Source organism: Serratia sp. Sp408 (genome assembly GCF_057180665.1).
Genome location: NZ_JBXUFT010000001.1, coordinates 415,839 through 436,885, shown reverse-complemented (window position 1 = coordinate 436,885; position 21,047 = coordinate 415,839). Strand labels below are relative to the sequence as shown.

The following is a 21,047-nucleotide window of genomic DNA, read 5'->3' as shown; positions in this document are numbered from 1 at the left end:
CCATGTTCCATCGGCTTTGGACATTGATTATCAAGGAAATGCAGTCGCTGCTGCGCGATCCGCAGACCCGCGCCATTCTGGTACTGCCGGTCATTTTGCAGGTGCTGCTGTTCCCGTTCGCCGCTACGCTGGAAGTGACCAATGCCACCATTGCAGTGTACAGCGAGGACAGCGGACACGCGTCGGTCGAGCTGACCCAACGCTTCGCCAAAGCGAAAGCCTTCCCGCATGTGCTGCTGTTGCGCAGTCCGCAGCAGATCCGCGATACCATCGATAATCAGCGGGCGCTGTTGCTGATCCGCTTTCCGGCGCAGTTTTCACGCGATATTGCCAACGGCAACCCGGCACCGCTGCAGCTGATCCTCGATGGCCGCAACTCCAACAGCGCGCAGATTGCCGCCAACTACGTTCAGCAGATCGTGCAGGATTATCAAAATGAACTGATTGGTCAACGGCAGAAACCCAATAACAGCGAGCTGGTGGTACGCAACTGGTATAACCCGAATCTCGATTATAAATGGTTTGTCGTGCCGTCGCTGATTGCCATGATCACCACCATTGGCGTGATGATCGTCACCTCGCTGTCGGTGGCGCGCGAACGGGAACAGGGCACGCTGGAGCAGCTACTGGTTTCCCCGCTCAATACCTGGCAGATATTTATCGGCAAAGCGGTGCCGGCACTGATGGTCGCCACCTTTCAGGCCTCGATCGTACTGCTGATTGGCATCTTTCTCTATCAGATCCCGTTTGCCGGCTCACTGCTGCTGTTCTATGCCACCATGCTGATCTACGGGCTGTCGCTGGTGGGCTTCGGGCTGCTGATTTCATCGCTGTGCGCGACCCAGCAGCAGGCGTTTATCGGCGTGTTCGTGTTTATGATGCCGGCCATTCTGCTTTCCGGCTACGTTTCGCCGGTGGAAAACATGCCGGTGTGGTTGCAGAACCTGACCTGGGCCAATCCGATTCGCCACTTTACCGACATCACCAAACAGATCTACCTGAAAGACGCCAGTTTTGCCATTATCTGGCACAGTCTATGGCCGCTGCTGGCGATCACCGTGACCACCGGCAGCGCCGCCTATGCCATGTTCCGCCGCAAGATTGCCTGACGGCACGGCGATGCGGCTCGGTAACCGCGCCCGTCGCCCCCACGGAGAAACGGTGATGAGCGATAATCCGACGATAAAAAACGACGAATTCAACAGTATGATCCGCTTTGCCTTTCGGCTGGCCATCATCAGCCTGCTGATGGTGGTGATTATCTATCTGGCCGGCGTACTGCTGCCGGAGGACAGCGCGGAATGGGTCAATCTGGCGATGCTGGCGCTGGTCGGCGGCAATCTGATCGCCAATCTGGCGGTGTTTTACCTGGCGCTGGTCGGGCTGTTCAAATCGTCGTTGAAATGGCGCGCGCTGCTGTCATTGCTGACTGCGCTGGCGGTGTTCGCGCTCTACGCCATTGCCCTGTTGCTGGTGACCTAGCCGGCAGTGGCAGCCTGGCCATGGGCAACCCGCCTTGCCGATGGCTGGCGCTTAGCGTTGCGCGATGTTGGCCGCTGAGCTTTTGCTAAAGCCTTCAAACGGGTTCCAACCCTGGATACCCTTCGTTTCCTTCAGGTAGTAGGCGTAATTGGCGGTCATTGCGCACATCACCGCATAGGCGATATTCACCCCGCGTACCAGCCCGTCCAGATCGTTGCCGGTCGAATATTCAACCATGCCGATGATCACGTTAACTACGCACATGCCGACGAACAGCACCAGCCCTTTCTTCCACAATCCGAGAATGCAGAAATAGATAATGCCGAAGAAAAAGGCGAAAAAATTCATCATGTACTTCAAGCGGCCAAAGAAACCCAGCTCCTTGATTTTCTGCCGGTATTCGTCAGACGTGATATCGCCGCCGACGCTATCGAACAGCGCAAAACGCGCCTGCCATTTTAGGCTTAACTCTTTATGCATAAACACCTCTTTACCATCACTGTAATTTTTAAATTATGACCTTTCCATAGAGCCTAGTCATTCAACGAAATAGCCCTATTGATGTCAATAAAACAGCAAAGAATTATTAATGTATTATACGCTGGCGCAAAAAAAGGCGCCGTCGTCAGACAGCGCCCGGGGGCGGTTTTCGATCGTTTGCGCGCCGCTATGACGCGCTCCGACTATTAGCGGCGGTTGCCGAAAATGCGCAACAGCATCAGGAACAGGTTGATGAAATCCAGGTACAGCGTCAGCGCGCCAACGATGGCGTATTTGCGAAAACCGTCCTTGTCATCCGGGTTGAGCTGCTCGCCCATCGCTTTCAGTTTCTGGGTGTCATAGGCCGTCAGGCCAACGAACACCACCACGCCGATATAGGTGATCGCCCACATCAATGCGGTACTCTTCAGCCAGAAGTTGACCAGCGAGGCCAGCACGATGCCGATCAGCGCCATAAACAGCATATTGCCGAAGCCGCTAAGATCGCGCTTGGTGGTGTAGCCATACAGGCTCATGGCGCCAAACATGCCGGCGGTAACCACGAAGGTGCTGGCAATCGAACTGTAGGTATAAACGATAAAGATGCTGGATAACGTCAAGCCGGTCAGCGCCGAATACAGCATGAAGAGCGAGGTGGCCACCGCGCCACTCAGGCGGTTCACCATGCCGGAAATAACGAACACCAGCGCCAACTGCGCGATGATCAGGCCAAAGAAGGTGATCTGGCTGGAAAAGATGAAGTTGAGTATCGCCGGCGTGTTCGCCGCGTACCAGGAAACAAAGGCCGTTAACAGCAGGCCACAGGTCATCCAGCCATACACCTGCGCCATATAGGTTTGAATGCCGCTGCCGGCACGTTCGACGATCGAACCATTGGAACGTGGATATCGGTCCATGACGGTTACCTTTTACATGTAAAACCAAAGTTCGGGGAAAGCCCCCACCGGTATTAAGCGTACCACAGAATATGTAACCCGCTGCGGACAAAGGTATGGATTTGTTACCCCAGCCTGCGGCCTACCAGCGTTTTGCCGCCTGCCGATCGCTGTCACGCGCGTCAACCCAGCGTTCACCCTGTCCGGTGGCTTCACGCTTCCAGAACGGGGCGCGGGTCTTCAGATAGTCCATGATAAATTCGGCGGCGTCGAACGCCATGCTGCGATGTGCGCTGGTGACACCAACGAACACGATTTCATCACCAGGGAACAGTTCGCCCACCCGATGGATGACGCTGACGCGCTGCAGCGGCCAACGCTCGCGAGCTTCCACCACGATGGCGGTCAAGGCTTTTTCGGTCATGCCGGGATAATGTTCCAGCGTCAATGCGCTGACGTCAGCGCCCAGATTATGATTGCGCACCTTGCCGGTGAAGGTCACTACCGCGCCATCATCATCGCACTGCGCCAGCCACTGGTATTCCTCGCCCACGCCAAACGGCGCGCTACCCACGCGAATACGCGTATTTTCCACGCTCATCCTCCGGTTACCGGCGGAAAGAAAGCGACTTCATCACCGGCGTTCAGCGGGTGCTCCGCGCCCACCAGCGACTGATTTACCGCCATCAACAACTTGCCTGACTCCAGCGCCAGCGCCCAGCGATCGCCGCGCTGGCACAGCGCCTGACGCAGTGCTTCGACGTTGGCAAACTCCGCCGGCAGGCTCAGGCTTTCAGTGCCAATCAGTTCACGTACCTGTGCGAAAAACAGAATATCAATCATATCTCACCTCAAAATCGCCGGATTTTCCGCCGCTTTTCGCCAGCAGACGCACCGGGCCAATCACCATGTCCTTCTGCACCGCTTTGCACATGTCGTAAATGGTCAGCGCAGCCACCGACGCAGCGGTCAACGCTTCCATTTCCACCCCGGTTTTGCCGCTCAGGCGGCAGCGGGTTTCGATACGCACCCGGCTATGCTCCGGCTGTGCTTCCAGTTGGACTTCGACTTTGCTCAACATCAGCGGGTGGCACAGCGGGATCAGTTCCCAGGTGCGTTTCGCCGCCTGAATGCCGGCAATGCGCGCGGTGGCAAACACATCGCCCTTGTGGTGGCTGCCGTCGACGATCATCGCCAGCGTAGCGGCATGCATCTCGACAAAGGCTTCGGCTCGCGCTTCGCGTACCGTTTCCGCCTTGGCCGAAACATCGACCATATGCGCTTCGCCGGCGGCGTTTATATGAGTTAGCTGCGTCATGGGGTTACTTCTTCAGATGTGGATGAAAATTGCACGGGCGGTTACGCGCATCCAGCTGCGATTCGATAATGCGTTCCCATGCGGTACGGCAGGCGCGGGTAGATCCCGGCATGGCGAACAGCACCGTCTGGTTGGCAATACCGGCCAGCGCGCGCGACTGAATGGTCGCCGTGCCGATGTCTTCATATGACACCATGCGAAACAGTTCGCCGAAGCCGTCGATCTGACGGTCGAACAGCGGCAGCAGCGCTTCCGGCGTGTTGTCACGCGCGGTGAAGCCGGTGCCACCGGTAATCAGCACCGCCTGCACCCGATGGTCGGCGATCCAGGCGGAAACCTGCGCGCGAATCTGGTAAATGTCGTCTTTGACAATGGCGCGCGCCACCACCTGATGCCCGGTTTCCAACGCCGCTTGCTGCAAATAGTGACCAGAGGTGTCCTCTGCTTCACCGCGACTGTCAGAGACGGTCAAAATGGCGATACGCGCCGGGATGAATTCGCTGCTGGCATGGCTCATGTCGCTGCTCCTGTACTGTAAGATCCTGATTGCCTTGGCAAACGCCGGATCAGCCGCCAATGAAAGAAAGGTTCTGGGTAATGCCGCTGTTGCCCTGATGCAGAAAATGGGTCTGTTTCTTGCTCAGCAAGCCGCTCTGAATACGTTGTTTCAGCACCTGCAACTGTCGATCGTCAGCCAGCAGGTCGCGCAGCGGGATCCCCTGTTCACCAAACAGGCACAAATGCAGATTACCGATGGCGGAAACCCGCAGCCGGTTGCAGCTGGCGCAGAAGTCTTTTTCGTATGGCATGATAAGCCCGACTTCGCCCAGGTAATCCGGATGGCTGAACACCTGCGCCGGGCCATCGCTGCGGCCACGCGGTTGCCGCTGCCAGCCTTGCCGTTCCAGTTGCTGGCGCAGCACTTCTCCCGAAACGTGGTGTTTGCGGAACAAATCGCCGCCTTCGCCGGTTTCCATCAGTTCGATGAAACGCAGTTGAATCGGGCGTTGGCGGATCCAGTTGAGGAAGGTGTCAAGCTGGTGATGGTTGACGTCGCGCATCAGCACCGCATTGACTTTCACCTTGCTGAAGCCGGCAGTAAAAGCGGCATCGATTCCCGCCATCACCTGGTGGAACTTGTCCTGACCGGTAATGGCATGAAACTGGCGCGCATCGAGACTGTCGACGCTGACGTTGATGGCGGTCAAGCCGGCGTCACGCCACTGCGCAACGTCGCGCGCCATGCGATAGCCGTTGGTGGTCACCGCCAATTGGCGGATCGCCGGGTTTTCACGCACGGCGGCAATGATGTCGGTAAAGTCGCGGCGCAACGACGGCTCGCCGCCGGTCAGCCGCACCTTTTCGGTGCCGAGTTCGGCAAACGCCCGGCTGACGCGCCGAATTTCATCCAGCGACAGAAAGGCCTTGGGGCTGGCGGTCGGTTTGTAGCCATCCGGCAGACAGTAGGTACAACGGAAGTTGCACACGTCGGTGATCGACAGGCGCAGGTAATAGAACTTGCGCTCAAAAGCATCGGTAAGTTGCGGCACCATAACACCTTTCCAAGTCGGGAGATGCAGACATTTCTAGCTGCACCCTGGTGGCTGACTTCGCCACGGCCCAGGCGCCATATCATTCACGTGGAATAACGTAGGCCCAAGGGCTAGGAGTTTTGATTTCATCTGCCTGCGTCTGGCAAACCGCACCGCCAGTGACGGATGCTGTTTGCCACCTGCGGGGATACGACCATGCACGTAGCCGGAATGAAACCGTGGTTTTCAGCAGAATTCTAGCGCCAATTATCGACGATAGCCAATGTGCAATTTCGCTATATAATTGTCTATACAGCGATTTTAGGCTCTGCCAAACAAGTTAAGCATGATAACCGCTGCTTGCGCAGACGAATTGACCAGAATCAGGCAAATGACACTCTTCTTCGCCTTTTTGCGCCAAATCCGCTACTTTATGCGCTAAACAGCGTGCAGCGTAACGGGCATCTGCCGGTAAACCGTCTCAGAAATACGCCAGTCCAGCGATAGCAAACGGACAGGTATAAGGAATTTTATGCGTAATCGTACCCTCGCCGATCTGGATCGCGTGGTGGCATTAGGCGGCGGCCATGGCCTTGGCCGCGTGATGTCATCGCTGTCGTCTTTGGGATCCCGCCTGACCGGCATCGTCACCACCACCGATAATGGCGGCTCCACCGGGCGGATCCGTCGCTCTGAGGGCGGCATTGCCTGGGGTGATACCCGGAACTGCCTGAACCAGCTGATAACCGAACCCAGCGTCGCCTCCGCCATGTTTGAATACCGTTTCAGCGGCAACGGCGAGCTGTCGGGACATAATCTGGGTAATCTGATGCTGAAGGCACTCGATCACCTGAGCGTGCGGCCGCTGGAAGCGATCAACCTGGTTCGCAGTCTGTTGAAAGTCGATGCGGCGTTGATCCCGATGTCGGAACAGCCGGTGGATCTGATGGCACACGATCACGAAGGCAATCACGTCTATGGCGAAGTCAATGTCGATCAACTGACCGCGATGCCGCAGGAATTGATGCTGTCGCCGCATGTGCACGCCACCCGAGAAGCGGTGGATGCGATTGCGCAGGCGGATTTGATTCTGATTGGCCCGGGCAGTTTCCTGACCAGCCTGATGCCGCTGCTGTTGCTTGACGATTTGACCCAGGCCCTGCGCCGCAGTAGCGCCAACCTGATTTATATCGACAATCTGGGGCGCGAGCTCAGCGTTGCCGCCGCCGCGCTGTCGCTAAAAGACAAGCTGGATCTGATGGAAGAAAAGATCGGCCGTAAAATGATCGACGCAGTGATCGTCAGCCCGGCGATCAATAGCGCTTCGGTGCAGGATCGGGTTGTGATTCAGCAAAACCTTGAGGCCAGCGACATTCCCTACCGTCACGATCGCCAACTCCTGCGCCAGGCGCTCGAAAGGGCGCTGATTGAACTGGCGGCACGCCCTTAGTCTTTGCCCTGATACCATGGATTCTCGCCGATCATGGCGAGATAAAGATCTTCTACCTGCTTGCGCGCCCACGGCGTGCGGCGCAAAAACTTCAGGCTGGACTTGATGCTCGGATCGCTGCTGAAACAGTTGATGCGGATGCGCTCGGCCAGCCCGGACCAGCCGTAGGTCGCCACCAGCCGGTTTAACAACTGCTCCAGCGTGATGCCATGCAACGGATCTTTGGATTTATGTTCGCTCATCGTGCAATTCAACTCATTTGGCTTGGCATATTCGGCCGCACACCTTAATCAGCTTTGCCGGGCGCGACAAGAAATTTGTTACTTTATCGCCCCCGGCTACGACTGCGTCAGGAGATGGCGATAAACTGCTCGCGCAACTGATGGATTTCATCCCGCAACGCCGCCGCCTGTTCGAACTCCAGATTCTGTGCGTGGGTGTACATCTGTGCTTCCAGCTCGCGGATCTTCTGATCCAGCGCTTTAGGAGTGAGCTGCTGATACTGGGTAGCGTTTTCTGCCGCCTTGCTCTTCCCTTTGCCCTTGCCACGCGATGACGGCTGACCCAGTTGCAGGATATCGGCAATTTTCTTGTTCAGCCCCTGCGGCACAATGCCATTTTCCTGGTTGTACGCCTGCTGTTTGGCGCGGCGCCGCTCGGTTTCGCCGATCGCTCTGGCCATCGAGTCGGTGATTCTGTCGCCATACAGAATCGCCTTGCCGTTCAGGTTACGTGCCGCACGGCCGATGGTCTGGATCAACGAGCGTTCGGAACGCAGGAAGCCCTCTTTATCTGCGTCGAGAATCGCCACCAGCGACACCTCAGGCATGTCCAGGCCTTCTCGTAACAGGTTGATGCCCACCAGCACGTCAAACTCGCCCAGACGCAAATCACGAATGATTTCGACGCGTTCGACGGTGTCGATGTCGGAATGCAGATAACGTACGCGCTCGCCGTGCTCTTCAAGATATTCGGTCAGATCTTCCGCCATGCGTTTGGTCAGCGTGGTCACTAGCACCCGCTCGTTGACTGCTACCCGTTTACGGATCTCCGACAGCAGATCGTCGACCTGGGTCGTCACCGGCCGCACTTCCACTTGCGGATCCAGCAGACCGGTCGGCCGCACTACCTGGTCGATCACGTCGCCACCGGATTTTTCCAGTTCGTATTTGCCCGGCGTCGCCGAAACGTAAATGGTTTGCGGTGCCAGCGCCTCGAACTCCTCAAAGCGCATGGGTCGGTTGTCCAGCGCCGAAGGCAGGCGGAAACCATATTCCACCAGCGTTTCCTTGCGCGAACGGTCGCCTTTGTACATACCGCCAATCTGCGGGATGGTGACGTGCGATTCATCCACCACCAACAGGCCATCAGCAGGCAGATAATCGAACAACGTCGGCGGTGGCTCACCCGGGCCGCGACCGGACAGATACCGCGAATAGTTTTCGATGCCCGAACAGTAGCCAAGCTCGTTCATCATTTCCAGATCGAACTGGGTGCGCTGCGTCAGCCGCTGCTCTTCCAGCAGTTTGTTATTGGCCAGCAGCACCTGACGACGCTCGGTCAGATCGACCTTGATCTCTTCCATCGCCTGCAGAATGCGTTCACGCGGCGTGACGTAATGCGACTTCGGGTAAATGGTAAAACGCTGCACCACCTGTTCGACCTGACCGGTGAGCGGATCAAACAATGACAACCGCTCGACCTCCTCGTCGAACAGTTCAACTCGCAGTGCCAGCTCGTCGGATTCCGCCGGGAAGATATCGATCACTTCGCCACGCACCCGGAAGGTAGCGCGCTGGAACGCCTGATCGTTACGGGTATATTGCAGCTCCGCCAGTCGGCGCAGGATCGAACGCTGGTCGATGATCATGCCCTTGGTCAGGTGCAGCATCATCTTGAGGTACAGATCCGGATCGCCCAGACCGTAGATCGCCGAGACCGACGCCACCACCACCACGTCACGCCGCTCCAGCAGCGCTTTGGTCGCCGACAGGCGCATTTGCTCAATATGTTCGTTTACCGAAGCGTCCTTTTCGATGAAGGTATCCGAGCTCGGCACGTAGGCTTCCGGCTGGTAGTAATCGTAATACGAGACAAAGTATTCCACCGCATTCTCGGGGAAGAACTCTTTCATTTCGCCGTACAGCTGCGCCGCCAGCGTTTTGTTGGGCGCCAGCACCATCGTTGGCCGGTTCAGATCGGCGATCACGTTGGCAACGGTGAAGGTTTTCCCCGAACCGGTAACCCCCAGCAGCGTCTGGTGCGCCAGGCCATCTTCCAGCCCTTCTTCCAGCTTGCGAATGGCCTCCGGCTGGTCGCCGGCCGGTTTGAAGTCTGAATGCAGTTTAAAAAGTTTACTCATATACCCTTCATCATTCCCGTCGCCGCAGGGTTGCCTGCGCCTACCCCAACCGCGGATGCGAACCCGTCGGCACAGCGGCCTGTAAGTATGGAAAGTCGCGGCGATTTTCGCCAGTGCCTATGATACTGGATATAAAACCAGCTTCAAGCGGATTAGTGGCTTTGTCGTACCCGGCCAAAAACCCGTTGCACCGCCAAGGTTACACTGCGGTGACATTTTTATTGTCAATAACCGTTTTATCCCCAGAATTTGTCGCGAATTAACTTATTGATAGCGGCGAGGCGAAAAATCATACATAGGATTGCCAGCAATGCCTTCGCATATTGCTTTTAATTAAGTACTTGATAAAAAAAGACTTTAGTAAAAAGACGAGAATCCGGACAATGCGAAGACAACCCGCGCCGGCTCTCGCTTTAAACCGCTTTTCTAAATCTAATACACAAGGTTATCCACAGGAATGGTGGATAACTCTCACCGCCCCGCCAGCCACGGGAGTTACAGAAAAATCGTTTTTTCGCTGGCATCGGCTTCGAGGCGGCTTTTTTAGTTATTTTTTGACACTTTTATTGCTTTGTTTATGCCTATAAATACTAAAAATGCCCATTGCCATAAATGCATTTCACTCATTTGCCTCCGACGGTGGCGAAACGCCGACCATCGCCGCCACAGCCTTGCACCATGTTTCAACGAGGTGGCACCGTAACAGTGCAAAAAACGTTCGAATCAAGCTGCGTCGATATTTTGCCCTGCGCAGCGGCCCCGGTCGCCACAAGCGCTCAGCTTAACATAACAATAACAAGCTGCTTTTTTATTGACCGATAAAAGTTGGCCTGAGAGTTGCAATACTGAGTGGCAGACAAGTGCAGACCGCTTGCTTTTTATTGAGAGACGACAGGAATAACTGTTTGTCGTGACGCCGTCGCCATACAAAGGATGATGGCTCAGAGCGCCAAAAAAAGCGAATAGACGCGTTATTCGGTCATAAAGCACCATTTTTAGCCAAACATCGTTTTTTTAGCCCCAACCTGTACTGCAATTACCGCGCAGCCCAGGCGGCATTTTGTTCTGGACGTTAAACCACTCGGGAAAGAAATCGCTAACCGCGAAGGAAAGGAAAAAGCACGGAGGCACAGGTTGCATGAGTGTGAAACAGGTCTTTGAGGAGAATGCCGAATGTTAAGCCTACGTTCAGTAAATCAATTTTACGGGCAGAACCATACGTTGTGGGATATCAATCTGGAGTTGCCACGTGGCCAATGTACGGTGTTGCTGGGGCGCAACGGCGTGGGAAAAACCACGCTGGTGAACTGCATCATGGGACATTTGCCAGTGGTGAGCGGCAGTATGACCTGGCAGCTGGCCGACGAGCCGCCGCAAAATCTGTTGCAGCAGCCGGTCGAGACTCGCGCGGCGCTGGGCATCAGTTATGTGCCGCAGGGGCGGCAGATTTTTTCGCCGCTCAGCGTCGAGGAGAATCTGCAGGTTGCGCTGATGGCGGGACACGATAGAACCCGCCGTATCCCACCGCTAATCTACAGCCTGTTCCCGAATCTGAAAGCGATGCGCGGCCGCCGTGCCGGCGATCTGGCCGCAGGCGAACAGCAGCAGTTGGCTATTTGCCGGGCGCTGGTGCTGGAACCTGAGCTGCTAATCCTCGATGAGCCGACGGTCGGCATCCAGCCGTCTATCGCGGCGGAGATAGGCAACGTGATCCACAAACTCAACCGGGAACTCGGCATCACCATCCTGCTGGTCGAACACCGACTGCCGTTTATTCGCCGTGTGGCGGATCGTTTCTGCCTGATGGATCAAGGGCGCAACGTCGCTACCGGCACCGTGGAGCAACTGGACGAGGGGCTGATCAGCGCCTATCTGACGGTATGACGCAGCAGCAGGCGCGCTGCTGTGTCATATCATACTGCCGACGACAGCTGCGACAGGTTCAGATACTGCCCCAGCGGCTGACCTTCGGCCTGCGGCAGATGCGGAATTTCCCCCAGCATCGGCGCTGGCAGCATGCGACGCAGCGTGGTCAGATACTCCTGATGGCGTCGCCCCGGCGGCGCCACATCATTGGCGATCCAACCGGCCAGCGTCAAGCCGGCCTGCTGCACCGCCTGCGCGGTCAGTAGCGCATGGTTGATGCAACCGAGCTTCATACCGACCACCAACAGCACCGGCAGTTGCTCCTGCTGTACCCAATCGGCAAAGGTTTGCGTTTCGCTGAGCGGCGTATACCAGCCGCCGGCGCCTTCCACCAGCAGCCAGTCGGCGCGTTGCTCCAGCCTGCGTAAACCGGCAGACAGTCGCTCAAAGACGATCGGCTGTTGCAGCGCCGCGCTGACGATGTGCGGCGAGGTCGGTTCGGCAAAGGTATAAGGGTTGACGTCATGATAGCCCAGCGCAATGCTGCTGTTGGCCTGCAAGGCCAGCGCATCGCTATTGCGCAGACCGTCCGGCGTCATTTCGCTGCCGGAAGCCACCGGTTTGTAACCGGCACAGCGGTAACCGGCCAACTGCGCCGCTTGCAGCAATGCGCTACTGGCCACGGTTTTGCCCACTTCGGTATCGGTTCCGGTGACAAACCAACGCTTAATCGCCATAAATCACTCCATAAACTAACTGATAACTGAGCGGGAATTGTCCCTGTTGGCAGGGATACGCCGCCTGTAACGCCTTCAGGCGGCGACGGGACATCAACCCGGCATCGCGCCCCTGATGCAAATGCGTCGCACCGATGCCTTTCAGCGATCGCATCACGGTCATCACATCCGGATAATTCAGCGTGCGGCATACCGCCTCAAGTCGGTGGCGATACGGCGCGCAGGCCGCTTCGATCGCCGACAGCGGCAAAAATTGGTTTACGTGGCGCTCGCCGTCAACCTGCTGCCAGGCATCGCCCAATTCATGTAGCGATCCCTGTGCCAGAGTCGAAAACAGGGTCAGACCGCCCGGCCGCGTGACGCGGCGCAGTTCGGCCAATGCACCCGGCAGATCGCTGCACCATTGCACCACCAGACTGCTGAAGCTGAGATCAACGCAGGCGTCCGGCAGCGGAATATGCTCGATATCGCCGAGCAGATAGTCATCCGCCGCCTGCTGCTGACGGGCGAAGGCCAACATGCCCGGCGCCAGATCGAGCGCGGTGACCTGCTTGCCCAGCTCACGCCAGCGGCGGCTGAAATAACCGGTGCCGCAACCGGCGTCGAGCACCTGCCGCGACGGATGCATACTCCCCATCCCCAGTAAGCGCTCGCCAACCTCACGCTGCAGTGCTGCAGCGGCGTCATAACTTTGTGCCGCACGACTGAACGCCGATGCAACCGCATGTTTATCAATAGTTTTCTGTGCTGATATCATGCAATACCTCCAGCAGGCGATCGATGTCTTGCGGCTGATGCGCCGCCGTCAGGGTAATGCGCAGCCGCGCGCCGCCCGGCGGAACCGTGGGCGGCCGAATGGCGCTGACCCACAGCCCGTGCTGACGCAGTTGCTCTGCCAGATCGAGCGCGCGTTGGTTATCCCCTACCAGCAGCGGCTGGATAGCGGTGTGCGACTCGGTCAAGGTTAACGGCAAGCCGGCAACGCCGGCGCGAAAACGCTGAATGTTGTGGTGCAGACGGCGGCGTAATTCATCCCCCTGCTGCACGCAACGCAGCGCCGCCTGTAGCGCACAGGCCTGCGCCGGTGGCATGGCGGTGCTGTAAATCAGATGGCGGGCAAACTGCAGCAGGTATTCCGCCAACGGTTGGTCGCACAGTACCGCTGCGCCACTGGCGCCGAACGCCTTGCCAAAGGTGACGACCAGCACCTCCGGCCGCACCTGCTGTTGCCAACAGCTGCCGCGTCCCTGCTCGCCATGCACCCCGATGCCGTGGGCATCGTCGACCATCAGCCATGCGCCCTGCTGCCGGCTGAGTTGCTGCAACTCCGCCAACGGCGCCGCGTCGCCGTCCATGCTGAACACGCCTTCGGTCACCACCAACTGCTGCCCGCTACAGGGTTTTGCCAGCAGACCGGCCAATGACGACGGCTGGTTATGTTGAAAACGCCGCAGTTGCGCAGGTGAGTGAGCGGCCGCTTCCAGCAACGAAGCATGGCTGAGCCTATCTGCCAGAATACGGTCATCAACCTGCATCAACGCCGCCAGCAATGCCTGATTCGCGGCATAACCGGAAATGAACAACAGCGCGCGTGGATAGCCGAGCCACTCCGCCAACTGCGACTCAAGTTGCTGATGCGGCAGGCTAAATCCGGTCACATGGCCCGATCCGCCGCTGCCGACGCCATACTGCTGCGCCCCCTGCTGCCAGGCAGCGATCGCCGCCGGGTGCCGGCTCAACCCCAGATAGTCATTGCCGGAAAAATTGAGATATTGCCGTTGGTCCAGCTGAATATGGCGGCCATTGCCGCCCTGATTCACCTGACGCGAACGATAAGCGGCTGCCTGTCGCCGCTGGGCCAGCGCCCTATCGATCCGTTGTTGCCAGCTCATTACAGCGCCGCGTTGTAATACTCGGCGGTATCGGCATTCAGCAATTGCTGCGCCAACACCTGCTGTTGCTGGTTATCACCGTGTTCCGTCGCGGTCTGCTCCGGATTAAGGCCCAGCTTGCGGAACAGCAGCAAATCCTTGTCTTCTTCCGGGTTCGGCGTGGTCAGTAATTTACAGCCGTAGAAGACTGAGTTGGCGCCGGCCATAAAGCACATCGCCTGCGTCTGTTCATTCATTTGCTCACGACCGGCGGACAGCCGCACGTAAGAGCCAGGCATCATGATGCGCGCCACCGCGATGGTACGAATGAAATCAAACGGATCGACGTCGTCGTTATCCGCCAGCGGCGTCCCCTTCACCTTCACCAACATGTTGATCGGCACACTTTCCGGCGGTTTGGGCAGGTTGGCCAGCTGTACCAGCAGGCCGGCGCGATCGCGTACCGTTTCCCCCAGGCCAACAATGCCGCCGGAACAGACCTTGATGCCTGCGTCGCGCACTTTATCCAGCGTATCCAGTCGCTCCTGATAGCTGCGCGTGGTGATGATATTGCCGTAAAATTCTGGCGAGGTGTCCAGGTTATGGTTGTAGTAATCCAGCCCCGCGTCGGCCAGACGTTCGGCCTGGGTACCGTCAAGGGTGCCCAGTGTCATGCAGGTTTCCATCCCCATTGCCTTCACGCCCTGCACCATCTGTTGCAGATACGGCATATCGCGCTCGTGCGGGTTTTTCCACGCCGCGCCCATGCAGAAACGGGTCGAGCCGGCGGCTTTGGCCTTGCGCGCCGATTCCAGCACCTGCTCAACCTGCATCAGCCGCTCAGTTTCCAGCCCGGTTTTATAACGTGAGCTTTGCGGACAATATTTGCAGTCTTCCGGGCAGGCGCCGGTCTTGATCGACAACAGAGTGCTGACCTGCACCTGGCGTGGGTCGAAATGCTGGCGATGAATGGTCTGTGCTTCAAACAACAGCTCGAGTAACGGCTTGTCAAACAGGGCTTGGGCTTGCCCTACGGTCCAGTGAATGCGGTCAGCCATGACGGCGTCTCCAAAACGAAAAAAGTGTCGTCAGTTTAGATATTGTGGATATACTGTCAACCATTCAGTAATTGATTTGGTTTACAAGTATGTCTATCTCCGCCGCCGACCTTGAATTTGATCAACGCCACATCTGGCACCCCTACACTTCGATGAGTCACCCGCTGCCTTGCTACCCGATCGAGGCCGCGTCGGGCGTCGAGCTGCAGCTGGCCGATGGCCGCAAACTGGTCGACGGCATGTCCTCGTGGTGGGCGGCGATCCACGGTTACAACCACCCTCGGTTAAATCAGGCGGCAAACAGCCAACTGGAAAAAATGTCCCACGTGATGTTCGGCGGCATTACCCACCCGGCGGCCATCGCCCTGTGCCGTCAGTTGGTTGACATTACGCCGGCGGCGCTGGAATGCGTATTCCTGGCCGATTCCGGCTCGGTAGCGGTGGAAGTGTCGTTGAAAATGGCGTTGCAATACTGGCAGGCGCGTGGCGAGAAACGCCAGCGGATCCTTACGCTGCGCCACGGTTATCACGGCGATACCTTTGGTGCCATGTCGGTGTGCGATCCGGACAACTCGATGCACAGCCTGTATCAGGGCTATCTGACGTCGCACCTGTTCGCTAGCGCGCCGCAATGTCGTTTCGACGACCAGTGGGACGAGCAGGATATCGCGCCGTTTGCCGCGCTGCTGGAACAGCATGCCGGTGAAGTGGCCGCAGTGATCCTGGAACCGGTGGTGCAAGGCGCCGGCGGAATGCGGATTTATCATCCGACCTATTTACGTCGAGTACGGGAACTGTGCGATCGCCATCAGGTGTTGTTGATTGCCGACGAAATCGCCACCGGCTTTGGCCGTACCGGCAAACTGTTCGCCTGCGAGCATGCCGATATCACCCCGGATATCCTGTGTCTGGGCAAGGCGCTGACCGGTGGCTATATGACGCTCTCCGCCACGCTGACTACCCGCCACGTCGCTGAAACCATCAGTAACGGCGCGGCCGGCTGTTTTATGCATGGCCCGACGTTTATGGGCAATCCGCTGGCATGCGCCGTTGCCAGCGCCAGCCTGTCACTGCTGGCGGAAAATCGCTGGCAACAACAGGTGGCGGCGATCGAACAGCAACTCAAGCAGCAGCTATTGCCGCTGGCCGCACTGCCCAAGGTGGCTGACGTGCGGGTATTGGGGGCGATTGGCGTGGTGGAGATGCATCAGCCGGTCGACGTCGCGCAACTGCAACGCCTGTTTGTCGAGCGCGGCGTGTGGATACGCCCATTTGGCAAACTGATTTATCTGATGCCGCCGTATATCATCCAGCCGCAACAGCTCAGCCGCCTGACCGACGCGATTGGCGCTGCGGTCGCCTAGCCTTACCAGTGCTGGTCCAGATAACGGGCCAGCCACACCAGGCACAGGATCCACAGCACCACGATCACCAGCGCGGCGAAACGCCCCCGCGGGTTGTCAATGCGCTTTTGCGCCTTGGCGCGCAGCTCCGCCATCAGCGGTTTGGGGATTAAACGTACCGCCAACATGATGCCCAGTGGTACGATAATCACGTCGTCCAAATAGCCCAGCAGCGGAACAAAATCCGGTATCAGATCGATCGGCGACACCGCATAGCCCGCCACCAGCAAGGCGATCAGCTTGGCATACCACGGCGTACGGCGATCGCGCGCCGCCAGCCACAGCGCTACAATGTCGCGTTTGATGCCCTTGGCCCAGCGGCGTAGCCAACCAAACCACGGCGTGCGTTTTTTCAAAGAAATCATGTTTACTTCATATAAGAACGTAAAACCGTCATCAATTGCTCAATGTTCTGCTCACGCTGCTGCTGCGTCGAATCTTCAGCGGCGAGATGCTCGCGCACATGCCCTTCCAGCACCTGCGCCATCAAACCGTTTACCGCGCCGCGAACCGCCGCGATCTGTTGCAGAATAGCAGAACATTCGCACTGATTCTCCAGCGCTCTTTCCAACGCTTCCGCCTGTCCTTTGATTCGTCGCACCCGTGCCAGCAGTTTTTTCTGGTCTTTGATGGTATGGCTCATGCTCACTTCCCATTGCTACTTACTATACTGGGGTATAGTATAATTGAAGATGGAGTTACGACAGGAAATCTCGCCGCCATGTCTTTATACGCCCCCAGCCGCCAGCGTGAACACAGCCACGTTTTTGATGATGGTAACCCATTGGCCGAAAGAAACACACGCTGGGCGGTGCTGTTGACCGCACTGATGATGGTGATTGAAATCGTTGGCGGCTGGTGGTTCAACTCGATGGCGCTGCTGGCCGACGGCTGGCACATGAGCTCGCACGCGCTGGCGCTGGGCCTGTCGCTGCTGGCCTACGCTGCCGCTCGCAGGCTGGCGCGCGATCGCCGCTTCAGCCTCGGGACCTGGAAAATAGAAGTCTTGGCCGGCTATACCAGCGCGCTATTGCTGATGCTGGTGGCGGCGTTGATGCTGTTCCAATCGGCGCAACGGCTGCTCAACCCAAGCGCCATTCACTACAACCAGGCCATCGTCATCGGCATGGTCGGGCTGGTGGTAAATCTGGCCTGCGCCTGGCTGCTGCGCGATAGCGGCCATCACCACCATCATCAACATGGTCATCACGATCATTCCCCGGCACATACGCCGCCGGCTGGCGAACATCGGCAGGATCTCAATCTGCGCTCAGCCTATCTGCACGTTATCGCCGACGCGGCGACCTCGGTATTGGCGATCGTTGCGCTATTTGGCGGCAAGCTGTGGGGAGCGAACTGGCTCGACCCGCTGATGGGGATCGCCGGTGCCGCCCTGGTGGCGGTATGGGCCTTTAGCCTGATACGCGACTGCGGCAAAGTCTTGCTGGATGCCGAGATGGACGCGCCGGTGGTAACAGAAATTCGCCAACAATTGGCCGGCTGTGGCCATGCGCTGACTGTTACTGATTTACACCTTGGGCGCATCGGCAAAGGGAAATACCAGTGCGTTATCGCGCTGAGCAGCGCCGATACCACGCTGACCGCCGATCGGGTGCGCCAACTGCTGGCCGTGCATCATGAACTGGTGCACGTCACGGTCGAGATCAACCGACCGCCGCTGGCGCAGGGGGTTGTATTGTTCCGCTAAAACGATCTAGCTTAGGGGTTCAGCTTTTATCGACAACTGGGAGTCATTATGACTTTTCGTTTGTACAGCAACGATTTGCAAGACGGCACGAAAATGCCGGAGCGCCAGGTATTTAACGGCATGGGCTACCACGGCGATAACCTGTCGCCGCATCTGGCCTGGGATGGCGTGCCAGAAGGCACCAAAAGTTTCGTGGTCGCCGTTTACGATCCCGATGCCCCGACCGGTTCCGGCTGGTGGCACTGGGTGGTAGTCAATATCCCCGCACAGGTGCGTGAGCTGCCTCAGGGTGCTGGCTCCGGCAAGGCGGCACTGCCAGCCGGCGCCATTCAAACCCGCACCGACTTCGGCCAGGCGGGCTACGGCGGTGCGGCACCGCCGCAGGGCGAAAGCCACCGCTATCAGTTCACCGTGCATGCGCTGGACGTGGAAAGCATTGAGGTGGATGAAGGTTCCAGCGGCGCGTTGGTGGGCTTTAACGTGCATTTCCACAGCCTCGGCAGCGCCACGCTGACGGTAAAATACAACTGAGAACGCTCGGGACAGGTGTATCCGCCCCGACGGAAAGTTGATTCGGCGCAGATCATATGAGGCAGCTGCAAGTATCACGGGTATCTATACCCTAAATAAAGTATCTCGAGTATCTATACCCTAAATAATTGGAGCTGCATCAAGGCGGCAAATCTGTGAATCCCCAGAAGCTTACTCAAGTAAGTGACTGGGGTGAGCAAATGCAGCCAACACAGAGGCAGCTTCAAGTATCACGGGTATCTATACCCTAAATAATTGGAGCTGCATCAAGGCGGCAAATTTGTGAATCCCCAGGAGCTTACTCAAGTAAGTGACTGGGGTGAGCAAATGCAGCCAACACAGAGGCAGCTTCAAGTATGACGGGTATCTAACACGCTTACCCACATCGGGCCTTTGCCCACCGGATAACGCGCCAGCATAGTCAGCTGACCGCTGGCCTGATCAATTTCATGCACCGCGATGTGATCGGACTTCTGGCCGGACGAAATCACGAAGCGGCCGCTGTGATCGATATTGAAACCGCGCGGTTGCTCTTCGGTCGGCTGATGGCCGACGACGGTCAGACGGCTGCCGTCTGCCGATACGCTGAAGATCGACAGGATGCTGGCGGTGCGATCGCTGGCATAGAGGAAACGACCGTTAGGGGTAATATGAATATCCGCCGCCCAGCAGGTGCCGTTAAAATCGGCCGGCATCGCGTCGAGGGTTTGAACGCGGGTATAGCTGTCGCCATGGTCGCCAATCGCCAGCACCTCAACCGTACTGTCCAGCTCATTCACCAGATAGGCATGGCTACCATTTGGGTGGAAGGCCATGTGACGCGGGCCTGCGCCGGCAACGGTGGCTACCGCCGCCTGCGTTTGCTCTGCCAGCGTGCCATCCTGCTGCAGAGCGAACAGACGAACGCGATCTTCCTTCAGACAAGGGATCAGTACCCGCTGATTGGTGGGATCGATATTGGCGGAATGCGGCGCCGTCAGGCCATCAATCTGCTGTAGAGGAGCTGTCACCACGCCGTCATGACCAATCGGGCTAACGCTGGCGCAGTTGCCGCTGTAGGAAACCGAGAACACATAGCGGCCCTGTAAATCGGTCGACAGATGGGTCGGGCTGCCCGGGAGCGGCGCCATGCCGGCCTGCTGCAGTTGACCGTCGTGCGCAATGCGGTAGCTGACCACGCCAAACGCCGGGCGTACGCCGACGTACAGGTGGGTTTTGTCCGGGTGAATGGCCATCGGCTGTACTTGCCCTGGGACATCAACGGTTTGCAGTAGCGTCAGCGCGCCGTCATCCGCTAACTGCCAGACGTGAATCTGCTGGCTTTCCGGGCTGGCGACATAAACGATTTGCTTCATTTTGGCTCCTTGAAAGGGAAAAGAGAAACCGGTTGCAGGTTTTTCGGTTTCCCTTAGCTTACCTGACAAAGCTGACATAACAACCCCGGCTTGCAACAGAATTCGGCGCGGTTTTATCCCGCAAGGATCCGGTGTACCATCAGGTTAATTTTCTTGCTAACGATAATGGAACCGCTATGACCTACCGCGTAATCGCTCTCGATTTGGACGGCACCCTGCTGGACAACCAGAAACGCATCTTGCCGCAGTCCCTGGAAGCGCTGGCCGCAGCGCGCGCGGCAGGCATCAAGGTGGTGGTGGTGACCGGTCGCCACCACGTCGCCATTCACCCGTTCTACCAGGCGCTGCAATTGGATACCCCGGCTATCTGCTGCAACGGCACCTACCTGTATGATTTTCAGCAGAAAAAAGTGCTGGCTTCCGATCCGCTGCCCAAACAGCAAGCGCAGCTGGTGCTGCAAATGCTCAAACAGAGCGATATTCACGGCCTGATGTACGTTGACGACGCCATGCTATACCAGGAACCGAGCGGCCACGTGATCCGTTCCCTGGCGTGGGCGGAAACCCTGCCGGTTGCACAGCGCCCAACGCTGTTGCAGGTTGACAGCCTGACGCAGGCGGCCGAAGACGCGCAGGCGATCTGGAAGTTCGCCACCTCGCATGCGGATATTCCGGCGCTGCGCAGTTTTGCCGAGATGGTGGAAAAAGAGCTGGGTCTGGCATGCGAATGGTCGTGGCACGATCAGGTCGACATCGCCAAAAGCGGCAACAGCAAAGGCAACCGCCTGCAACAGTGGGTTACTGCCCAGGGGCTGCGTATGGATCAGGTGGTGGCGTTTGGCGACAATTACAACGATCTCAGCATGCTGGAAGCGGTTGGGCTCGGCGTCGCCATGGGGAATGCCGACGACGCCATCAAACAGCGCGCCGATCTGGTGATTGCCGATCACTTGCAGCCCGGTATCGCAGAGGTGATCCGCACGCGGGTGCTGGGTTAA

Annotated in this window: 24 protein-coding genes and 1 riboswitch; of the genes, 8 read left to right on the top strand and 16 right to left on the bottom strand. The window is 57.8% G+C overall.

What is annotated here, in order from left to right; genetic code table 11:
* Positions 1-2 precede the first annotated feature (2 nt).
* Positions 3-1,109, top strand: coding sequence for an ABC transporter permease (locus AC2AXP_RS02180; RefSeq protein WP_004965679.1), 1,107 nt, complete (start codon positions 3-5; stop codon positions 1,107-1,109).
* 55 nt (positions 1,110-1,164) lie between these two features.
* The gene (locus tag AC2AXP_RS02175; protein WP_039992349.1) at positions 1,165-1,482 is read left to right on the top strand and encodes a hypothetical protein; all 318 of its coding nucleotides are present in this window, start codon (positions 1,165-1,167) and stop codon (positions 1,480-1,482) included.
* 51 nt (positions 1,483-1,533) lie between these two features.
* Here the strand turns inward: AC2AXP_RS02175 and AC2AXP_RS02170 are convergent, their stop codons facing one another.
* From AC2AXP_RS02170 to moaA, 7 genes are all read right to left on the bottom strand, one after another.
* Positions 1,534-1,962, bottom strand: a complete 429-nt coding sequence (locus tag AC2AXP_RS02170) for a DUF2628 domain-containing protein (protein ID WP_004965682.1) — start codon at positions 1,960-1,962, stop codon at positions 1,534-1,536.
* A gap of 206 nt (positions 1,963-2,168) precedes the next feature.
* Positions 2,169-2,879 carry a Bax inhibitor-1/YccA family protein gene (locus tag AC2AXP_RS02165; RefSeq protein WP_039992351.1) on the bottom strand — a complete coding sequence of 237 codons (711 nt, stop codon included), beginning with the start codon at positions 2,877-2,879 and terminating at the stop codon, positions 2,169-2,171.
* Between the two features lie 121 nt (positions 2,880-3,000).
* Positions 3,001-3,453, bottom strand: a complete 453-nt coding sequence (gene moaE / locus AC2AXP_RS02160) for a molybdopterin synthase catalytic subunit MoaE (protein ID WP_039992833.1) — start codon at positions 3,451-3,453, stop codon at positions 3,001-3,003.
* Between the two features lie 2 nt (positions 3,454-3,455).
* Positions 3,456-3,701: a molybdopterin synthase sulfur carrier subunit gene (moaD, locus tag AC2AXP_RS02155; RefSeq protein WP_004965690.1), complete on the bottom strand. Its 246-nt coding sequence runs from the start codon at positions 3,699-3,701 to the stop codon at positions 3,456-3,458.
* The gene (gene moaC, locus AC2AXP_RS02150; RefSeq protein ID WP_004965692.1) at positions 3,694-4,176 is read right to left on the bottom strand and encodes a cyclic pyranopterin monophosphate synthase MoaC; all 483 of its coding nucleotides are present in this window, start codon (positions 4,174-4,176) and stop codon (positions 3,694-3,696) included. The genes moaD and moaC overlap by 8 nt, the downstream gene beginning before the upstream one ends.
* Positions 4,177-4,180: 4 nt before the next feature.
* A complete protein-coding gene (moaB, locus tag AC2AXP_RS02145) occupies positions 4,181-4,693 on the bottom strand; it encodes a molybdenum cofactor biosynthesis protein B (protein ID WP_004965694.1) in 513 nt (170 codons plus the stop codon).
* 49 nt (positions 4,694-4,742) lie between these two features.
* On the bottom strand, positions 4,743-5,729 hold the full coding sequence (moaA, locus tag AC2AXP_RS02140; protein WP_039992353.1) for a GTP 3',8-cyclase MoaA: 987 nt from the start codon (positions 5,727-5,729) through the stop codon (positions 4,743-4,745).
* Positions 5,716-5,858, bottom strand: a riboswitch (molybdenum cofactor riboswitch). Its footprint overlaps the gene before it by 14 nt.
* A 382-nt stretch (positions 5,859-6,240) precedes the next feature.
* Here moaA and yvcK point away from each other — a divergent pair.
* Positions 6,241-7,158: a uridine diphosphate-N-acetylglucosamine-binding protein YvcK gene (gene yvcK / locus AC2AXP_RS02135; RefSeq protein ID WP_004965696.1), complete on the top strand. Its 918-nt coding sequence runs from the start codon at positions 6,241-6,243 to the stop codon at positions 7,156-7,158.
* Here the strand turns inward: yvcK and AC2AXP_RS02130 are convergent.
* Both AC2AXP_RS02130 and uvrB read right to left on the bottom strand, forming a co-directional pair.
* Positions 7,155-7,400 (bottom strand): VF530 family protein, encoded by a 246-nt coding sequence (locus AC2AXP_RS02130; RefSeq protein ID WP_004965697.1) that lies wholly within the window; start codon positions 7,398-7,400, stop codon positions 7,155-7,157. The genes yvcK and AC2AXP_RS02130 overlap by 4 nt on opposite strands.
* Before the next feature lie 107 nt (positions 7,401-7,507).
* Complete coding sequence (gene uvrB, locus AC2AXP_RS02125; RefSeq protein WP_430298944.1) at positions 7,508-9,520, bottom strand: excinuclease ABC subunit UvrB; 2,013 nt, start codon at positions 9,518-9,520, stop codon at positions 7,508-7,510.
* 1,173 nt (positions 9,521-10,693) lie between these two features.
* Here uvrB and AC2AXP_RS02120 point away from each other — a divergent pair.
* A complete protein-coding gene (locus AC2AXP_RS02120) occupies positions 10,694-11,404 on the top strand; it encodes an ATP-binding cassette domain-containing protein (RefSeq protein WP_004965699.1) in 711 nt (236 codons plus the stop codon).
* A 29-nt stretch (positions 11,405-11,433) separates the two neighbouring features.
* Here the strand turns inward: AC2AXP_RS02120 and bioD are convergent, their stop codons facing one another.
* The 4 genes from bioD to bioB are packed head-to-tail and all read right to left on the bottom strand — an operon-like array spanning position 11,434 to position 15,052.
* Positions 11,434-12,123, bottom strand: coding sequence for a dethiobiotin synthase (gene bioD, locus AC2AXP_RS02115; protein WP_004965700.1), 690 nt, complete (start codon positions 12,121-12,123; stop codon positions 11,434-11,436).
* Complete coding sequence (bioC, locus tag AC2AXP_RS02110; RefSeq protein ID WP_430298943.1) at positions 12,113-12,880, bottom strand: malonyl-ACP O-methyltransferase BioC; 768 nt, start codon at positions 12,878-12,880, stop codon at positions 12,113-12,115. The genes bioD and bioC overlap by 11 nt, the downstream gene beginning before the upstream one ends.
* A complete protein-coding gene (bioF, locus tag AC2AXP_RS02105) occupies positions 12,855-14,015 on the bottom strand; it encodes an 8-amino-7-oxononanoate synthase (protein ID WP_004965702.1) in 1,161 nt (386 codons plus the stop codon). Before bioF ends, bioC begins: the two co-directional genes overlap by 26 nt.
* Entirely contained in the window at positions 14,015-15,052 is a 1,038-nt protein-coding gene (bioB, locus tag AC2AXP_RS02100) for a biotin synthase BioB (RefSeq protein ID WP_004965703.1), read from the bottom strand. Before bioB ends, bioF begins: the two co-directional genes overlap by 1 nt.
* Positions 15,053-15,141: 89 nt before the next feature.
* Here bioB and bioA point away from each other — a divergent pair, with 89 nt between their 5' ends.
* Positions 15,142-16,416 (top strand): adenosylmethionine--8-amino-7-oxononanoate transaminase, encoded by a 1,275-nt coding sequence (gene bioA, locus AC2AXP_RS02095; protein ID WP_430298941.1) that lies wholly within the window; start codon positions 15,142-15,144, stop codon positions 16,414-16,416.
* Positions 16,417-16,418: 2 nt separating this feature from the next.
* On the opposite strand, the gene AC2AXP_RS02090 is transcribed toward bioA, so the two are convergent.
* Together AC2AXP_RS02090 and AC2AXP_RS02085 are read right to left on the bottom strand one after the other, a co-directional pair.
* Positions 16,419-16,820, bottom strand: coding sequence for a YkvA family protein (locus AC2AXP_RS02090; RefSeq protein ID WP_004965707.1), 402 nt, complete (start codon positions 16,818-16,820; stop codon positions 16,419-16,421).
* 2 nt (positions 16,821-16,822) lie between these two features.
* Positions 16,823-17,098 carry a metal/formaldehyde-sensitive transcriptional repressor gene (locus AC2AXP_RS02085; protein WP_004965709.1) on the bottom strand — a complete coding sequence of 92 codons (276 nt, stop codon included), beginning with the start codon at positions 17,096-17,098 and terminating at the stop codon, positions 16,823-16,825.
* Positions 17,099-17,176: 78 nt separating this feature from the next.
* Between AC2AXP_RS02085 and dmeF the strand changes: the two genes are divergently transcribed.
* Positions 17,177-18,163, top strand: a complete 987-nt coding sequence (gene dmeF, locus AC2AXP_RS02080) for a CDF family Co(II)/Ni(II) efflux transporter DmeF (protein WP_198772847.1) — start codon at positions 17,177-17,179, stop codon at positions 18,161-18,163.
* Between the two features lie 48 nt (positions 18,164-18,211).
* A complete protein-coding gene (locus AC2AXP_RS02075) occupies positions 18,212-18,694 on the top strand; it encodes a kinase inhibitor (protein WP_430298939.1) in 483 nt (160 codons plus the stop codon).
* Positions 18,695-19,044: 350 nt separating this feature from the next.
* Here AC2AXP_RS02075 and pgl read toward each other — a convergent pair whose 3' ends face one another.
* Positions 19,045-20,049: a 6-phosphogluconolactonase gene (pgl, locus tag AC2AXP_RS02070; protein ID WP_484381391.1), complete on the bottom strand. Its 1,005-nt coding sequence runs from the start codon at positions 20,047-20,049 to the stop codon at positions 19,045-19,047.
* Between the two features lie 176 nt (positions 20,050-20,225).
* Between pgl and AC2AXP_RS02065 the strand changes: the two genes are divergently transcribed.
* Positions 20,226-21,047 (top strand): pyridoxal phosphatase, encoded by an 822-nt coding sequence (locus AC2AXP_RS02065; RefSeq protein WP_004965715.1) that lies wholly within the window; start codon positions 20,226-20,228, stop codon positions 21,045-21,047.

What these genes read in the sequence shown, in the direction of transcription:
- AC2AXP_RS02180 (WP_004965679.1), top strand. Translation starts at nt 3, where the DNA reads ATGTTCCATCGGCTTTGGACATTGATTATCAAGGAAATGCAGTCGCTG.
- AC2AXP_RS02175 (WP_039992349.1), top strand. Translation starts at nt 1,165, where the DNA reads ATGAGCGATAATCCGACGATAAAAAACGACGAATTCAACAGTATGATC.
- AC2AXP_RS02170 (WP_004965682.1), bottom strand. Translation starts at nt 1,962, where the DNA reads ATGCATAAAGAGTTAAGCCTAAAATGGCAGGCGCGTTTTGCGCTGTTC.
- AC2AXP_RS02165 (WP_039992351.1), bottom strand. Translation starts at nt 2,879, where the DNA reads ATGGACCGATATCCACGTTCCAATGGTTCGATCGTCGAACGTGCCGGC.
- moaD (WP_004965690.1), bottom strand. Translation starts at nt 3,701, where the DNA reads ATGATTGATATTCTGTTTTTCGCACAGGTACGTGAACTGATTGGCACT.
- moaC (WP_004965692.1), bottom strand. Translation starts at nt 4,176, where the DNA reads ATGACGCAGCTAACTCATATAAACGCCGCCGGCGAAGCGCATATGGTC.
- moaB (WP_004965694.1), bottom strand. Translation starts at nt 4,693, where the DNA reads ATGAGCCATGCCAGCAGCGAATTCATCCCGGCGCGTATCGCCATTTTG.
- moaA (WP_039992353.1), bottom strand. Translation starts at nt 5,729, where the DNA reads ATGGTGCCGCAACTTACCGATGCTTTTGAGCGCAAGTTCTATTACCTG.
- yvcK (WP_004965696.1), top strand. Translation starts at nt 6,241, where the DNA reads ATGCGTAATCGTACCCTCGCCGATCTGGATCGCGTGGTGGCATTAGGC.
- AC2AXP_RS02130 (WP_004965697.1), bottom strand. Translation starts at nt 7,400, where the DNA reads ATGAGCGAACATAAATCCAAAGATCCGTTGCATGGCATCACGCTGGAG.
- uvrB (WP_430298944.1), bottom strand. Translation starts at nt 9,520, where the DNA reads ATGAGTAAACTTTTTAAACTGCATTCAGACTTCAAACCGGCCGGCGAC.
- AC2AXP_RS02120 (WP_004965699.1), top strand. Translation starts at nt 10,694, where the DNA reads ATGTTAAGCCTACGTTCAGTAAATCAATTTTACGGGCAGAACCATACG.
- bioD (WP_004965700.1), bottom strand. Translation starts at nt 12,123, where the DNA reads ATGGCGATTAAGCGTTGGTTTGTCACCGGAACCGATACCGAAGTGGGC.
- bioC (WP_430298943.1), bottom strand. Translation starts at nt 12,880, where the DNA reads ATGATATCAGCACAGAAAACTATTGATAAACATGCGGTTGCATCGGCG.
- bioF (WP_004965702.1), bottom strand. Translation starts at nt 14,015, where the DNA reads ATGAGCTGGCAACAACGGATCGATAGGGCGCTGGCCCAGCGGCGACAG.
- bioB (WP_004965703.1), bottom strand. Translation starts at nt 15,052, where the DNA reads ATGGCTGACCGCATTCACTGGACCGTAGGGCAAGCCCAAGCCCTGTTT.
- bioA (WP_430298941.1), top strand. Translation starts at nt 15,142, where the DNA reads ATGTCTATCTCCGCCGCCGACCTTGAATTTGATCAACGCCACATCTGG.
- AC2AXP_RS02090 (WP_004965707.1), bottom strand. Translation starts at nt 16,820, where the DNA reads ATGATTTCTTTGAAAAAACGCACGCCGTGGTTTGGTTGGCTACGCCGC.
- AC2AXP_RS02085 (WP_004965709.1), bottom strand. Translation starts at nt 17,098, where the DNA reads ATGAGCCATACCATCAAAGACCAGAAAAAACTGCTGGCACGGGTGCGA.
- dmeF (WP_198772847.1), top strand. Translation starts at nt 17,177, where the DNA reads ATGTCTTTATACGCCCCCAGCCGCCAGCGTGAACACAGCCACGTTTTT.
- AC2AXP_RS02075 (WP_430298939.1), top strand. Translation starts at nt 18,212, where the DNA reads ATGACTTTTCGTTTGTACAGCAACGATTTGCAAGACGGCACGAAAATG.
- pgl (WP_484381391.1), bottom strand. Translation starts at nt 20,049, where the DNA reads ATGAAGCAAATCGTTTATGTCGCCAGCCCGGAAAGCCAGCAGATTCAC.
- AC2AXP_RS02065 (WP_004965715.1), top strand. Translation starts at nt 20,226, where the DNA reads ATGACCTACCGCGTAATCGCTCTCGATTTGGACGGCACCCTGCTGGAC.